General features: G+C 60.3%; 11 protein-coding genes. 5 read left to right on the top strand and 6 right to left on the bottom strand.

Going from position 1 to position 13,413, the window contains the following annotated elements; genetic code table 11:
- Window positions 1-41: 41 nt before the first annotated feature.
- Window positions 42-1,730 carry an SGNH/GDSL hydrolase family protein gene (locus C2U70_RS20000; RefSeq protein WP_140980141.1) on the bottom strand — a complete coding sequence of 563 codons (1,689 nt, stop codon included), beginning with the start codon at window positions 1,728-1,730 and terminating at the stop codon, window positions 42-44.
- A 159-nt stretch (window positions 1,731-1,889) separates the two neighbouring features.
- Window positions 1,890-3,215: a lytic murein transglycosylase gene (locus tag C2U70_RS20005; protein ID WP_433960690.1), complete on the bottom strand. Its 1,326-nt coding sequence runs from the start codon at window positions 3,213-3,215 to the stop codon at window positions 1,890-1,892.
- 247 nt (window positions 3,216-3,462) lie between these two features.
- Here C2U70_RS20005 and C2U70_RS20010 point away from each other — a divergent pair, with 247 nt between their 5' ends.
- The gene (locus C2U70_RS20010) at window positions 3,463-4,341 is read left to right on the top strand and encodes a UTP--glucose-1-phosphate uridylyltransferase (RefSeq protein ID WP_140980142.1); all 879 of its coding nucleotides are present in this window, start codon (window positions 3,463-3,465) and stop codon (window positions 4,339-4,341) included.
- Between the two features lie 139 nt (window positions 4,342-4,480).
- Here C2U70_RS20010 and C2U70_RS20015 read toward each other — a convergent pair whose 3' ends face one another.
- Window positions 4,481-5,977, bottom strand: coding sequence for a sensor domain-containing diguanylate cyclase (locus C2U70_RS20015; RefSeq protein ID WP_140980143.1), 1,497 nt, complete (start codon window positions 5,975-5,977; stop codon window positions 4,481-4,483).
- Between the two features lie 149 nt (window positions 5,978-6,126).
- On the opposite strand from C2U70_RS20015, the gene C2U70_RS20020 reads away from it, so the two are divergent.
- On the top strand, window positions 6,127-6,384 hold the full coding sequence (locus tag C2U70_RS20020; RefSeq protein WP_140980144.1) for a DUF7662 domain-containing protein: 258 nt from the start codon (window positions 6,127-6,129) through the stop codon (window positions 6,382-6,384).
- Window positions 6,385-6,940: 556 nt separating this feature from the next.
- Here the strand turns inward: C2U70_RS20020 and C2U70_RS20025 are convergent.
- The 3 genes from C2U70_RS20025 to C2U70_RS20035 all read right to left on the bottom strand — a co-directional run bounded on the left by C2U70_RS20025 (window position 6,941) and on the right by C2U70_RS20035 (window position 10,909).
- A complete protein-coding gene (locus C2U70_RS20025) occupies window positions 6,941-7,678 on the bottom strand; it encodes an energy-coupling factor transporter transmembrane component T family protein (protein ID WP_186294374.1) in 738 nt (245 codons plus the stop codon).
- Window positions 7,671-9,245, bottom strand: a complete 1,575-nt coding sequence (locus C2U70_RS20030) for an ATP-binding cassette domain-containing protein (protein ID WP_186294375.1) — start codon at window positions 9,243-9,245, stop codon at window positions 7,671-7,673. The genes C2U70_RS20025 and C2U70_RS20030 overlap by 8 nt, the downstream gene beginning before the upstream one ends.
- Before the next feature lie 71 nt (window positions 9,246-9,316).
- Window positions 9,317-10,909 (bottom strand): B12-binding domain-containing radical SAM protein, encoded by a 1,593-nt coding sequence (locus C2U70_RS20035; RefSeq protein WP_140980147.1) that lies wholly within the window; start codon window positions 10,907-10,909, stop codon window positions 9,317-9,319.
- 114 nt (window positions 10,910-11,023) lie between these two features.
- Here C2U70_RS20035 and C2U70_RS20040 point away from each other — a divergent pair, with 114 nt between their 5' ends.
- The 3 genes from C2U70_RS20040 to C2U70_RS20050 are packed head-to-tail and all read left to right on the top strand — an operon-like array spanning window position 11,024 to window position 13,311.
- Complete coding sequence (locus tag C2U70_RS20040; protein WP_140980148.1) at window positions 11,024-11,566, top strand: ECF transporter S component; 543 nt, start codon at window positions 11,024-11,026, stop codon at window positions 11,564-11,566.
- 20 nt (window positions 11,567-11,586) lie between these two features.
- The gene (locus C2U70_RS20045) at window positions 11,587-12,576 is read left to right on the top strand and encodes a hypothetical protein (RefSeq protein ID WP_140980149.1); all 990 of its coding nucleotides are present in this window, start codon (window positions 11,587-11,589) and stop codon (window positions 12,574-12,576) included.
- A complete protein-coding gene (locus C2U70_RS20050) occupies window positions 12,577-13,311 on the top strand; it encodes a 7-cyano-7-deazaguanine synthase (RefSeq protein ID WP_140980150.1) in 735 nt (244 codons plus the stop codon).
- The last annotated feature ends 102 nt before the right edge of the window (window positions 13,312-13,413 follow it).

Here is a 13,413-nt window from a genome sequence, read left to right on the forward strand (position 1 = left end):
TCCGCCGCCGCGCTGGCGCTACTACGGCTAGTTCACAAAACCTAGCGGACCGGAGCACCCGGCAATTCGGCCGATCGGCCGACGCTGCCGGGCGGACGCGGGATCGCCGGGTTGGCCGGATTGCGCGGCTGCGGTTGAGGCGCGAACTGCCGCGGCTGCGGTGCCGGAGAGGGCGAGCCAAAGCCGAAGAAATCGCGTAGCGACGGTGTCGCCTGCTGCGCCGGTTGCTGCACCGGCGGCTTCTTCGGCAACAGCTTGGGCGGCGCGATCGCGGCCGCCGCCCCGGGATTGGCACTGGTCTCGCCCGGCGTGGTCGCGGCAACAGGCGTGTCGCCCTTGGCTTGTTCGCGGCCGACTTCGCGGCGCGGCCAGGTATAATCGTCGGCGCGGCCCGCGGGCGCGCTCAACGGCTCACCCTTCACCAGCGTGCGTGCGGCGAGCGCATCGACGGAGGCGGGGCGCGATCCAGGTCCACCCAGCAATTGATCGGTCGAGATCGAGGCGGCGACCAGCGGCACGATCGGTCCCGCAAGCGGGCGCGGCGCCGGTTTGCCGGGCTCGACATTGGTGTCGGGCGTCGCGGGCTCGCTCGGCAACGCGATCGGGCCCAAGCGTCCGGTGAGCAGGCGCGTGACCTCGCGCTCGACATAATGCGCGAGCTTGCGCGCGCCGGGCTTCGTGAAATAAACGCCATCGCCAGTGCGCAACTGGCGGATCTGACCTTCGAAGTCCGGGCCCTTTTGCAGGAAGCGACCGGCTTCGTCGACAAAACCGTCCCAGACGTCGACATAGGTGATGCCGGCCTTCGCCGAGCCTTCGCGATAGAGCGAGTCCAGGAACAGCATGTCGGCCGTTCCCTTCGGGCCGCGGATCGCGGGCAGGCCGACCCAGAGCACCGGCACGCCCTTGCTCTTGAGCACACCGATCAGCTCTTCGATCTTCTTGCTGTAGAGCTCGACCCAGCGGTCGTCGCGGAATTCGTAGAGGCCGTTCGGCGAACGCGCGGTCTTCTCGGGTGCTGCGACCTGCGGCGTATCGGCGTTGTCGGCGTCGTCCTGCGGCAGGTCGGCGTCGGGCTTGTCGTCCGGCTTGGCTGCAGCGTCGGGCTTGGCCGCCGGCGGTTTTGCGCGCGCGCCCTTGTCGTTCTTCTTGTCGGTCGCCTTGGTGTCGGATTTGTCCGCGGCGGGCTCGCGTATCGCCATGCGGTCGTTGAGGCCGAGCATGACGACGATGGCGTCAGGCTTTTCGGTTTCGAGGATACCCTTCGCAGCCGCGGCCCAATCCGAGGGCTCGCCGCGCGGCTGATACTTGATCAGGCCCGAATTGGTCTTGTGCTTGCGGATCACGCCCATGTCGGGCTGCTCGGTGTAGGCGTCTTCGAGGCCGTAGGCGAGCCAGTCCGCCATGCCGTCGCCGATGACCAGAATGTTGCGCTCGGGAATCGTGTCGCGCTTGGCCGGTGCCGGTGCGCGCGAAAAATCCTGACGCGGGGCCTGCGGCTGTTGCTGCTGGAAGGGCGCGAAGAAGTCGCCGCCGAACCAGCCGCCGCCACCACCACCGCTGCGCGGCGGCGCCGGCCGTGACGGTCCGCCAAAGCCGGGGAAGTTGAAGAGCTGCGCCGAGGCAGGCGCGGCAATCGACACCAAAATCGCAAGCGCGGTCCCCAGCGCGATCAACGGGCCGGTCTGGGTCATCGCCTTGAAGAATGATTTCGGCTTCGGCTCGGACATGCGATTTCGGACGCGCGCAAGGAGATTTGGAGACGGCAAATATAATAGCGGAATCGGGCCGCAAACAGGCAGGCTTGATTACGCCATCCACCGGCGATCGGCCAGTCCCATCAAGGATTTGGGCCGAATTCCCCCTTCAGGGTTACTTTTGAGAGCCTTTTACCGCCCCCGCAGCCGGTCCAGCATGTCCGAGGAGGCGAATCCGTCGGCGGGGGCCCCGATCGAGGCTTGGAAGTTACGGAGCGCCTCCCGGGTCTGTCCGCCGAACTGACCGTCCGGGGTGCCCTTGTAGAAGCCGCGCCGGGCCAAAAGCTGCTGCAGCTCCAGCCGTTCGGTGCGGGACAATTCGCGCTCCTGCCGCGGCCAGGGCTGCACGAAAGGCTGGCCGCCGCGCAGCCGGTCCGCAAAGTGCCCGATCGCGAGCGCATAGGCCTCGGCCGGGTTGTATTTCATGATGACGCGGTAGTTCTGCAGCATCAGGAAGCCGGGCCCTTGCGCGCCGGCGGGTGCCAGCAGATAGGCCTTGTCGTTCGGGTGCGGGAAGGATTGGCGGTTCGGGCGCGTGAGGCCGAGCTTCTCCCACTGCGCGATCGTCATCGCCTTGGCGCGGTCGGCCAGCATGTAGTTGAAGCCCTGGGGAACGACGACCTCGTAGCCCCAGGTCTGGCCGGCCTGCCAGCCGTCCTTCTTCAGGTTGTTCGCGGTCGAGGCGATCAAATCGGTCGGATTATCGACGACGTCGCGCCGCCCGTCGCCGTCGCCATCGACGGCAAAGCGCTTGAACGCGGTCGGCATGAACTGCGTCGGGCCGAATGCGCCGGCCCAGGAGCCGCGGAGCTGCTCGGGCCTGAGATCGCCGCGGTTGAGGATCTCAAGCGCGGAGAGAAACTCATCCTTGAAATAGGCCTGGCGGCGGCCGATGCAGGCGAGCGTCGCGGTCGATTGCAGCACACTGCGATCGCCCATCTGGGTCGAGTAGTTGGACTCGATGCCCCAGATCGAGGCGATGATGTAGCGGTCGACGCCATAGGCCTTTTCCGTCGCGTCGAACTGCGCCTTGTATTTGGCGAGGACTTCCTTGCCCTTGGCGAGCCGGTTGTCGTTCACGAGGATGTCGAGATAGTCCCAGATCGACTTTGTGAACTCCGGCTGCGAATCCATCAGGTCCATGATGCGCAGATCGGGCGAGAGGCCCGTCGTGAAGCGTTGAAAGTTCTCCTGGGTCACGCCGCGCCGTGCGGCATCGGGCCACATCCCCGCGACGCAAGTGTTGAAGTTGGAGGCCGCCTCGCGGATCGCCGCTGCCGTCATCAGCGGATGACCGGAGGCGCCGTCCTCGCCGCTCCAGGGCTTTGGTCCGTCGGGTCCGGGGGCGGGCTGCGAGGGCGCGGACTTCGACCCGGAAAACAGGTTATCCAGAAAGCTCGGGAGGCCGTTTTGCTGGGCTTGCGCGGGCAGAGGGAACAACAGCGCAGGTGCGATCATTAACGCGCCGATCAGCGGCCGAACGTGCCGTCTCAGTCGTGCCGCTGATTGCATCATCTCCCACCTGTCCGGCCAGAAAATCGGCCCTCAAGAGGCCCTCGTTACGGTTGCCAATATCTTAACGAAGGTGAAGTTTTGTGGGCGGCCTTTTCCTAAAGAGCCCTACATCCGCCTTTGTTACTGGCTGCAAACAGGCTAGCTAAGACACCATTGCTCGGTTCACGTTCCAAGGTATTCGATCCGTCCCATGAAAATCCGCAAAGCCGTATTCCCCGTCGCCGGCCTCGGCACCCGTGTCCTGCCCGCCACCAAGGCGATGCCGAAGGAAATGCTCACCATCGTCGACAAGCCGCTGATCCAGTACGTCTATGACGAGGCGCGGGAGGCCGGCATCGAGCATTTCGTGTTCGTCACCGGGCGCAACAAGGCGGTCATCGAGGATCATTTCGATCGCATGTTCGAGCTCGACACCACGCTCGCCGCGCGCGGCAACAAGAAGGCCGAGCAGGACGTGCTCGCCGAGAACCAGCCGCCGGCCGGCGCCACCAGCTTCACGCGCCAGCAGGCGCCGCTCGGCCTCGGGCACGCCGTCTGGTGCGCGCGCGACATCGTCGGCAACGAGCCGTTCGCCGTCGTGCTGCCCGACGAGCTCGTGCTCAACACGCCGGGCTGCCTGAAGCAGATGATCGAGGCGGCCTCCAAGCTCGGCGAGAAGTCGAACCTGATCGCGGTCGAGCCGGTGCCGGAAGAGCTGACGCATCAATACGGCATCTGCGGCGTCGGCAAGCGCACCGGCAAGATCTTTGAGGTCGATGGCATGGTGGAGAAGCCTGCGAAGGGCACCGCGCCCTCGAACCTCTCCATCACCGGCCGCTACATCCTGCAGCCGGAGATCTTCAAGATCCTCGAGACGCAGGAGCGCGGCGCCGGCGGCGAGATCCAGCTCACCGATGCGATGATCGCGCTTGCGAAGTCGCAAAGCTTCTACGGCGTCGAATTCGAGGGCGAACGGCACGATTGCGGCTCAAAAGCCGGCTTCCTGCGCGCCAATATCGCCTTCGGCCTCAAGCGCCCCGAGCTGCGCGACGGGCTGATTGCGGAGATGAAAAAGTATCTCAAGGGCTGAGGGGCCGGACCGCGTCGAAAACAACCCCATGCACAGTAGGATGGGGTTGGCGGCGCGATGGCTGACCAGCGTTGCGGAAGCGGTTGACGTGTCGAGCGAATTGGCTGCGACCGCGCAAACCGACCGCGCGGAGGGCGCCTCACGCCACCAGCGACAATTTCGGCAGATTCGCCACCACCGACTGGTTTCTGCCGCCGGCTTTTGCAGCGTAGAGCGCCTTGTCGGCGGCGGTGACCAGCACCGACCAGTCCATGCCGGCGGTCGGGATCAGGCTCGCGACGCCGCAGGATACCGTCGACATCGCGCCGTCGTCCGACCAGCCCTGCACCTTGGTGCGGATCTTTTCGGCGACCTTGAACGCATCCTCGGCCGCAACGTTCGGCAGCAGCACGGCAAACTCCTCGCCGCCATAGCGCGCGGCGCAATCGCCGGCGCGGCTCACCGAATCGGAGATGCAGATGGCGATGCCGACCAGCACCTGGTCGCCGGCCTGGTGGCCATAGGTGTCGTTATAGGCCTTGAAGTGATCGGCATCGATCATCAGCAGCGCCAGCGGCGTCTGCTGCCGCATCGCGCGCCGCCATTCGACGTCGATCACCTGGTCGAACTTGCGCCGGTTGCGCAGGCCGGTGAGCGCGTCCGTCGTCGCCATCTCCTCGAGCTTGTTCTCGGCCTCCGCGCGCCGGCGCATCTCGCGCGCCAGCACCAGGGTCGAGCCCAGCACGAACAAGATCAGCGTCAGCACCACGGCGCCGATCCTGATAGCCTCGGTCTTCCACAGCGCGAACACGGCGGTCAGCGGCTTGCCGGCCACGACGAACAGCGGGCCGGAGCCGCTGCTGCGCGCATAGAGCCGCGGCGTTGCATCCACCGGACCCTGGCCGGAATAGGTCCCGCCGGCCTTGAGGTTGTCAGCCTTCCAGTCCGGGCGCTGGCCGAGGTTCCTGCCGATGACGTCGAGGTCGAACGGGCGCCGCATCATGATGGTGCGGTCGCGCTTGAGCACGGTGATGACGTCCTCGGGGTCGAGCGTCAGCCGCTCGAACAGCTCGTGGAAATAACCGTAGCGGATCGAGCCGGCGACGACGCCCAAAAAGCCGCCGTCCTGGTCGCTGACGCGCCGGGAGAGCACGATGGCGTAGGCGCCGCGGAACAGCATCGGGCGGCTGATGAACAGGCCCGCATTCGGGTTGTCGCGATGAACCCTGAAATAGTCCTCGTCGGACCGGTTCTCTGGCAGAGGATCGAGCGTGGAGGCATCGATCGTGAGCTTGCCCTCGCTGTCGAACACCTGGATGGCGCCGAAATGCCGCGCCGTGGTGGCGTGGTCGAACAGGATCAGCTGCCGGATCGGCTTCGAGACCGTCCAGATCTCCGGCAGCAGCATGTTGCCGGCGACGGCGCGCAAGGAGAGGTCGTAGATCTCGATGTTGCGGCCGATGTCGGCCTCGATTGTGGTGGCGAGGTTTTCCAGGGTCTGGCGGGCCAGCGCCTCCTCGCCCCGGCGCATGTCGAGCATCACGTTGACGCAAATGGCGGAGAAGCCGATCACCGTCACGACCGACGAGATGATCAGCAGCTTCGCCGAAATCCGCCAGGGCCGCCTGGCCGTGCCGTCGCGCCTTCCGAACAGCATCGTTCACTCCCGAACATTTACGGATGCGCCCGAAATCTTGCGTAGTGTTTAAGCAGCGACGTTCCCGCCGCGATCGGTTAAGAAATGGTTTCCACGGCGCACGCTTTCCGGCAGAAAGCGGCCCGAGCGCCCCCGGGACGAGGACTGACGTGAACGATTACGACGCATTGCGCGATTACCTGACGCGGCACAAGCAGGCCGAGTTCGTCCTGACCTTCGAGGAGATCGAGGAGATCATCGGCGCGGCCCTGCCGCGTGCAGCGCACCGTGCCTCATGGTGGGACAGCCTGCGCAGCCCCGACATCCAGATGCCGCAGCGCGAGGCGGTTCTTGCCGCGGGCTTCAAGGCGGTGCGGATGCCGGACGGCACGAGCGTCAGGTTTACGAAGATGAAGAAGCCGAGGTGAGGGTGTAGTTGCGTCGTCCCTTCTCCCCTCTTGTCCGCCAAAGCCTTGGCGAAGGCGGGAGAAGGTGGCGCGAAGCGCCGGATGCGGGGTCTATCGGCGACTTCGAGAGGTGCAATGGGATTGAGTGCGTTCCACACTTGAACTGCACCCTGGAATGAGACACCGCAATTGGGCAGAACGCCGTTGCCTCGTTCAACACGCTTGATCGCCTTCAATTTAAACGCCGTCGGAAACTAACGGTTCTTTCCTCGTGCTGCCACAGGTCATCCTCGGAATGCCTGTCACCGCAATAGCGTGTCTCACTTAAGGGGTGCAGTCCAGTGCACTCAATTGATGATCTTTGTCCTGCGAGCCGTCGCATCGCGCCTCTCGAACTCGCGGAGAGAACCCCTCATCCCGGCGCCATAGCCGAAGGTTTGCTTCGGCGTTCCTAGTCTCTGACGCTGTGTTCTGCGTCTCCAAGCGCATTCTTGCGAGAGGGATGTCCGCGACACACTTTGTACGCAGCCTGCGCGGCTGATCTTCCAGCCGGACGAGGGCGCAGGCGTGACAGCTCTCAGAGGGTAGTCGTGAGGGTTATGATGGCGATCAGGACGATGCCCGCAAATAGCAACAGCCAGCTCGCGCGTGACCATTTCTGATCAGCATAAAACGTGCGTCCCTTTGAACTTGAGAACCCGCGGAGGTCCATTGCCATCGCGGCCTGCTCGGAGCGATAGATACCCAGGAGAACCAGCGTGGCTAAATACCTACCCATTGTCACGGAAAGCCCGGACAGTGGCGGGCGCGGGCTGCGTCGCATTCGCAACGCATCGCGAACGTGCAGAGCGTCAACGCGCAAGATCTCGATGAATCGCAGCATGAGATAGATCGAAAACGCGACTCCTACCGGTACACGTGCCCACGTCAATCGATTCACAAGCTGACGGATGTCAGTCGAAACAAGAAAGAACACCAGAGCAAGAATTGAATTGAAGATCTTAAGCGAGTAGGCCAGCGCGCTCCACTTGATGACAGAGACCTGCCAAACCTCAGCACTGTAGATCGGTATCATGATGGCGTTGAAAAAGAGCAGGAGCGAAGGCACCAGGAAAATAATGACCCTGTATCGGTAGACGTTCGCAAGCTCGCGCGGTCGGCACATAAGAAAGCCCGCGCCGACTATCAATGTCATCGCCAGCAGCTTTGAGGACGTGGCCAGTACACTGCTTGCGACGCCCGCGGCCAGAAGCCATGCCAGCTTGGCTAACGGGTCGAGCCGCGCGGCCAGGGAAAGCTTGGCGTCGTCAATCATCACTGAGCGCGATATCAGAGACAGTTCGGGGAACATGACCAGACGCACTGCCGGCGCTCTTTGCCAGCTCCCAGAAGTTTATGAGGTGAGAGCGGCCAGAAAAGAGCGTCTGACGGTGTGTAGAAAACGCATCGCCGGGGCCGCCAATCGAAGACACGTTCCCGTCCTCCATAAGTAGAATTCGATCGCCGAAAGCTGTAACGAAATCCGGATCGTGAGTAATCACAAGGACTGCAACGCCTGAATCCGCGGCTTGCCTCAATCTGTGTCCCAAGACTTGCGTCTGGAAGATGTCCTGACCGAGAGTGGGTTCATCGACGATCAGAAATTTACGGCCCAGCGCCAGAGCGACACCAACGGCAAGCCTCCTTTTCTCGCCCAGTGTTAGATTGAATGGATGTTCGGCAGCCCGATCCAAGAGGTGCAGTTCTCCGAGCACCTGTTCCGCATGCGCTATCGGACTTCCCTGGCTGGCAAGCGCTGTTTCAATCTCCCTGCGCGCAGCATCCGTGACAAATTGGTACTCCGGATTCTGGAAAACGAGAGATCCGGCCTTCAACAAATCCGCTCGGGACGCGTCCCGTCCCGTCAAGGTGATGCGGCCGACGCTCGGACGAAGCAGGCCGCACAAGATTCGAGCGAGGGTCGTTTTTCCTACCCCATTCTTACCCGCCAAAACTTGCACAACACCCGCTTCGAGCCTCACGGCGCACTCACGCAGGATATGCCCGCGTCCCCGATAGGAGAAGTTCAGGCCATCGGCTGCGAGTATGACATCGCCGTTAGAGCGCGGCTTTGCCGTGCTAACCATTTTCTTCGCGGTCGACTGCAAATAGGCAAACGCCGAGCCCTCCGTATCAAAGTACCCAGGTGGTGTTTGCCTTGGCTCGACGGACGCCATCAGGTTTCCAAGTGACATTCCCAGCGGCGGCCCCACCGCACCTGCCATCGTACGCGCTGCGACGTGATCTTGATGAGAGGAAACCGAAAACGTGCTCAACGTCCCGTCGACGATAGCGGCAAAAGGGCGCTCAGGAATCGCAAATCCCATCCATCGTCTCGAAAAGTCGATCCAGGCTGCACCCTGAGCTTTGGAATGGGATTCGATCAAGTTTCGGAGATCATCAATGGCGTTCGGATCGAGGCTGGCATCGAGATCATCAGAGAGAATAACATCGGGTCGTCCGATCAGCGCGGTCCCGACGGCCAATTTGCGCAACTCGCCCCCCGAGAGGGAGGATATCTGCCGTGCACCAAACCCCTCAAGACCGACCTCAGTCAGGGTCTGATGAACCCTTTTCTGCATCTCGACCGGTTCGACCTCGCCGTTTTCGAGCACGAAAGCGAGTTCCTCATCGACTCGCAGGTTACAGAATGACCAATTGGCATCGTCAAAGACGACGCCCAATCGACCTGGCGAGGAGTTACGGAAACCAAAAAAAATTTCACCGTCAATTCTTCTGTCGACTCGACCCAGCGCGCGTTTGGTAATCGACATTAGCAATGTAGTCTTGCCTGAACCGCTTCTTCCAAAAACGGAGAGCACGTCTCCGGCATCGACGGTCATGGAAAATCTGGATATGTGCGAGGAAGCCCTCGTCCCAAAACTGAGCGCGACATCTTCGAGTTTCAGCCGGGTCAGCATGATGGTGCAATATGGGCTGCGCCTTGCCGCTCGACACGGAGTGATCTCCGGGGGGCGATCGAGGTGTTGAGCTCGAGATCAAGCTGGTGCCGGGCGATCGTGAAGTCGATCGGATTCATCTCGTCATTGCCGATCACCGAAATGTAGTTGCTGTGAAGCTCCGGCCAGTGATCGAGATCATAACGAATATTGCAGCGATAGTTCGATCGATTGGGTGTTCCTGGCAGCGGAATAGAGCACCAGGGCAAGTGCTGAACCTTAGTCCGTCCTGATGAAGACCGTGCAATCAGTTCGTCGAACCTCTTCGCTTGCTCTTCCGCATGAGAAAGGCTTTCTCGCGAATCCGACGGCGTGCCGATGATGAAGCCAAGATTGCAGCGATAGACACCCTGCTCCGCAATTGAACGTACGATGCTCATCTGGGTGGCCGGACTTTTCAGTTTCGGAAGCTCCAGAATGTCACCCGGCTCAAAGCGCTCAAGCGGCAAGTAAACCTCGAAACAACCGATACGTCGACCGTCTCGCAGCTCATTCTTGAAGAGTGCGGAAACGAGCCCTTCATCAATTCGTCCGTCCCGCTCAAGCAAACCGAATTGAATGCCGTTTTGAAAAGTCCAGGCGAAGCCCTCATCTCTCAGGGCGTTGAACAGCACGATCAGGTCTTCTCGACCCTTGTTTCCGTCGAAGGCGTCGAGCGTTCTGTAGAGCATGTTATCGTCAGCGATCAGGAGACTGCGAATTCCTGCCCGCTTCGTTTCGTCCAATTGTCGGAGAATCCCTTCGATACTCCATCTTCTAAACCGCCCGGAAACGAACGTGCTGCTACAAAAGTTGCAGGCTTCATCGCACCCCCTGCTGGTCTCCAAGACGGCAAACCTGGTACCCACGCCAGCGGGCCAGGCCCCGTCGGGATGTTCGTCATAGACGTAGTCTGCAAGCATTCGCGCAGACGGGTATCGAATGCGGTCCAGAGAGTGTATGGGCCGCTTTCCAGTGCGCTTCAAGCCCGCTGACGTACTGTATGAAATACCTCGAAGTTTTATGAGATCTTCCATGCTTTCGGTGGAGAGGATGTCGTCGATAACGGTCTCCCCTTCGCCCGAAATGCAAAGATCGGCGCCGGCATCGAGATATGGCTTTGGTGCCACCGTGGCGTCATGCCCTCCGACGACTATGAGCGTCGCGGGTGATTTCGACCGCAGTTCAGCAATGAGGTGAGCGACAATCGCGCGCTCCATCGAAAAGTTGCAAGAAAAGCCAACGATACCTGTGCCGCACGCCATCTGGAAGAGTTCGCTATCCGGCAGTCCGATGCGAAAGAAGTCCAGCCGGCGACCTTCGTATATCATGGATCGGTAGCATTGCTTTTCGAGTCTCGACTCGGAGCCGGCCGCTCCCTTCATATCAACGACGATGGATTCGGTCTCGGCGGCAATATTTGATGCAAGCAGCAGCTGTGCATACTTCGGATATCTGAGAACGACGGGATTAAGCGGAACGTCATCCAGGACGAGCTGCACAGCGGGCGCTTCAACAAGAACGATCTTCCGAGAAGAAGCGCCCTTCCATGACTGAAGGCCATTCATTGAGGTTCGCTGTCCAACGCGCAAAATATTCGATTTGGGTCAATTTACATGCTTGTCACCTAACGGCAGACTGGCATACTCGCCCACGGGTTGTATAGGGGGCGGGGCGTACTGATGAGGTACGGCACTTACGACTATGTTGTAATGGCGATGCTCGCAGCGGTTTCGGCTGTCGCCTACGTCCTACTTGCCCAATTGTGGACTGCATTGACAGCGGCTTTTGGGCCGCTGGGCGGTGCGTTTCTAGGGCTTTTCCAGTTTGGGCATCTCCTGGCGTTCGCCATTCTGCTTAAGCCCGGTACGGCCTTTATTACGTCTGTACTCACGACGGTTGGCCAACTCCTGTTGGGTGACCCATCAGGAGCGTATGTGCTCGGCTGGGGCGTCATCCACGGGGCCGCCGTTGAGATTGTCTTTATGGCGACGGGGTATCGGCGTCCCGGATTTGTCACGTTCGCTATTGCGGCGGGTCTCGCTGGAGCGTTGGGCCAAATCTATTCATACTTCGTCTTTGGCTGGGAAGCGGCACTATCACTGTTTTATCTGAGCCTTCCAATCCTCTTCGTTACCAGCGCCGTTGAGAGCGGCACGATCGCTTGGTCCGTCGCGCGAGTGGTTCAACGCGCGAGGGGGACGTCAACTTCATTTGAGCAATAGTCTAGTCTGGATCATTTGCGATGACAGAGAATCAATCTGTCCCACCAGAGAATCAGCCCGCACCTCCTTCTGGGCCACCGAGCAGTTGGCAACAGCGGCGGCTCGATCAGTTCAGGCGAGGGCGAAAGGGAATCTCGAGCAATCTTTGGGTCACTGTGTTGATGCTCGCCTTAGTGGCCTGGGGTGCTTACAAATATCAGCCGCCAATCAGCACATCAGTATCGGAGGTGCTCCTTATCGGTTGCGGCATTCTGTGTCTTGCTTTGCTCATGTATCACAATGACAAGACGCCAACCGGCCCCTTGTTTGTGGTGGTACTCACAACATTTGTGATCGTTGGCTCGGTAGGTGCCGAGGATGTATCCCGATTGATTCCCTTTCAAGAACCTGGCTTCATTCGCTCTCATCGCGAGCGCTGGGAGATTGTCGCACTCGCTTCGACCGCTTTCATGGCAGTGATCTATTTCGACTCTCTGGACGACATAAAAGCATTCTTGGACGGCAAGGGCTTCCAGGGCATCAATTTCGTCAATATTTGTCTGGTTCTATCCATTGCCCTGCTGCTTAGCGCGCTCTACGAAGTACATTCTCTTTTCTATCACTACATGCTCGTCCTCACCGTAACCTTCTTGTTTGCCGCTATCGATTGGCACCTTTCGCGCTCTCTATCGCGAAAGGCGAGCACAAACGGTCAAGCTCAGGCTCTCGCCGAAGAGCTGAGGGCGGTGCTCTTTCTGCTCGATCTTCCTGTTCTAGCTGCGCTGGCCGTGCTCGGACTCTTTGTTTTTACGCGACTAGGCTGCACAGGAGCCGGGATGCTAGAGGCAAAGATACCAGAGTCCGGAACATTCGGTCAGATTCTGGCTCAGAACGAATGTGTCGAAGCGTACCCCTTTCTGGCTGGTTCGCTCGCGTTTCAAATGCTCTCCTACAATATTATCTATATCGTTTTTACATTCAGACTCCATCTGAATGCGGGTGGTCGCACACGAGCGCAAGGGAGGGCTTGATTGAAAGTTGTTTCTGTTTGCCTGCTCAGTGGTGGAATTGATTCCACGGTCGCGGCAACCTTGGTGGCGCGCGAGGCCAATACCGATGTCGTGTTGCTATCCATTTTCTATGGACAAGGAGCGGAATCTGCCGAGCGGAAGCATGCAGCACTAGTTGCTGACAAATTGATGGCAACGTTTCCGAATGTTCGCGAACATTTTACGATGACCATCGGTGGGGCAATGCGACGAACGCAACATCGCCCGGTTCAAGAGGAGTGGTCGAGGGGATTTGTTGGATGGCGTTCCCCGCGGAATGGTTGGGAAAAGGCCGGCTATCCATCGACGCGAGATGAGGTATTTACCCTCATTGCTGTAGCTGGCGCTGAAGCTCGTCTTCGTGACTTGCCCGATGTCGTCCGTGCCGAAGTCGTGCTTGCGACGAATGGTGATGACCTTGCCAACTTCGCCGATCTAAAGCCATCTAATTTTATCGGCCACCTGCAAGAAATAGTCGATGGCAAACTTATGCCGTCGTTAGGCAAGCCGGTCGAAATCAGGTTGCCTCTCATCGATCTATCGAAACAAGCTGTTGTAACCCTCGGTCGGAAAATATCGGCTCCCCTTGAGTTGACCTGGTCTTGCTACTTTGGGGAGCCGGGAGCAGCCTGCGGTCACTGTGACCAATGCAGATGGCGACGCGAAGCGTTTCGAGCTGCGGAAATTGAGGATTTCGCGACGACCGTGAAGCCCTAGTCTGCGATCCAGAGCGGGGGGCAGCGTCGGAATTCGAGCGCTGGGTGTTCCTTCAAGCGGTGCACCGAACCAGATATGCCTCGGACCACAAGAGTCGCGTCC

The organism is Bradyrhizobium guangdongense, from assembly GCF_006483445.1.
Lineage (GTDB): Bacteria > Pseudomonadota > Alphaproteobacteria > Rhizobiales > Xanthobacteraceae > Bradyrhizobium > Bradyrhizobium guangdongense_A.